Source organism: Streptomyces sp. NPDC005303 (assembly GCF_040607335.1).
In the GTDB taxonomy this organism is placed as follows: domain Bacteria; phylum Actinomycetota; class Actinomycetes; order Streptomycetales; family Streptomycetaceae; genus Streptomyces.
Map to the genome: position 1 here is coordinate 1 of NZ_JBEXGM010000083.1, position 1,735 is coordinate 1,735.

Below are 1,735 nucleotides of genomic sequence, written 5' to 3' on the forward strand. Positions count from 1 at the left end.
TCGGCAACATCGCCCGGGGAACGCCGAAGAAGCCCAGCAGCTCGTCGTCCCAGTCGAGGGTCTCCAGGTCCATCAGCATGGTGCGGCTGGCATTGGTCACGTCGGTGGCGTGGACGCCACCGTCGGGGCCGCCGGTGAGGTTCCACAGCACCCAGGCGTCGGTGTTGCCGAAGAGGGCATGGCCCTGCTCGGCCGCCTCGCGGACTCCGTCGACGTTCTCCAGGATCCACTGGATCTTGCCGCCGGAGAAGTACGTGGCCGGCGGCAGCCCTGCCTTGCGGCGGATGACGTCGCCCTGGCCCGAGCGGTCCAGCGCTGCCGCGATGGAGTCCGTACGGGTGTCCTGCCAGACGATGGCGTTGTAGTAGGGGCGGCCGTTGCGCGGGTCCCAGACGACGGTCGTCTCCCGTTGGTTGGTGATGCCGATGGCCGCCAGGTCCTCCGGGGAGAGGTTTCCGTGCCGGAGCGCGTTCTGGATCACCGAGTTGGTGCGCTCCCAGATCTCCACCGGGTCGTGTTCGACCCACCCCGAGCGCGGGAGGATCTGTGAGTGCTCCAGCTGGTGCCTCGCCACCTCGTTGCCGGCATGGTCGAAGATCATGAAACGGGTGCTGGTGGTGCCTTGGTCCACCGCGCCGACGAAGTCCGCCATGGGATGCCGCCTCTCCTTGGGCTCTCCCGGGGCAGCCGGATCACGGCGACCCCGGGAGACGGTCAGCTCTCGAGTCAGCTCTCGTCCGGGGCCGGGACCCGTCCGGGGGGCTCCGGCTCAGCGGTCGGCAGGAACCGGCCGATGAAGAACTTGTACAGGCCCGCTCCCAGCAGACCTCCGATCACCGGACCGACGATCGGCACCCAGAAGTAGAGGTGCCCGTACTGATCTCGCCACGCTCCGCCGTACCCGGTGAAGAAGCTGGCCAGCCGGGGACCGAAGTCGCGTGCCGGGTTGATCGCGTAACCCGCGTTGGTGCCCCAGGCCATACCGATGGCCACGACGATCAGACCGACGATGAACGGCGCCAGGTTGGCGCCGGGGGGCGTGTTGAGCACGTCCGTGACCGCCAGGATCAGCAGTAGCAGGATCGCGGTGCCGATGATCTGGTCGCGGAATGCGCCCCAGTCGCTGACCGGCAGGTTCGGGTTGCCGTTGGCCGGCAGCGTGGAGAACACGCCCTGCGTCTTGATCGTGTGGGTGGGATCCGCCTTCGCCAGCGCCTCGGTGTAGTTCCACCGGACGAGCAGGGCTGCCACGAAGGCGCCGGCCGTCTGGGCCAGCGCGTAGGGAGCCACTTTGCTCCACGGGAAACCCTTGAACGCCGCCAGTGCGAGGGTCACCGCGGGATTGAGGTGCGCACCGCTCAGCCTCGCCGCGACGTACACACCGAGGGTGACGCCGAGGCCCCAGGCCCAGGCGATGCTGTCGTGGTTTCCCAGGCCACCCGGCGGAGTCGTGAGGGCTCCGCCGGCGACTACCTGAGCCACCACGCCACAACCGAAGAGGATGAGGATCATCGTGCCGGCGAATTCCGCTGAAAGCTCGCCGACCAGTCCTGATCTCTTGAGTCGCTCAGCCATGGGTGCCCGCTTCCCGCCGGCCCAAGGGTCGGCCGTCGACTGCCCCGAGTCCTCCAGAAATCAGTGCCGGACAGGTCCCGGTGGCGGGTCTCCTTGGCGACACCGACGGCGACGACCGTCACCACGGCCGCGGCGATGACGTAGAGGGCGATCGGGGTGG

At 68.5% G+C, this 1,735-nt stretch carries 2 protein-coding genes; both read right to left on the bottom strand.

What is annotated here, in order from left to right:
- The coding region (locus ABZT93_RS40345; RefSeq protein WP_356114113.1) for an FGGY family carbohydrate kinase at nucleotides 1-652 on the bottom strand (652 nt) is incomplete at its 3' end.
- A 74-nt stretch (nucleotides 653-726) separates the two neighbouring features.
- Nucleotides 727-1,575, bottom strand: coding sequence for an MIP/aquaporin family protein (locus ABZT93_RS40350; protein ID WP_356114114.1), 849 nt, complete (start codon nucleotides 1,573-1,575; stop codon nucleotides 727-729).
- Nucleotides 1,576-1,735 lie beyond the last annotated feature (160 nt).

Excerpts from the sequence above, each read along its gene's own strand:
- ABZT93_RS40350 (WP_356114114.1), bottom strand. The coding sequence starts at position 1,575 with ATGGCTGAGCGACTCAAGAGATCAGGACTGGTCGGCGAGCTTTCAGCG.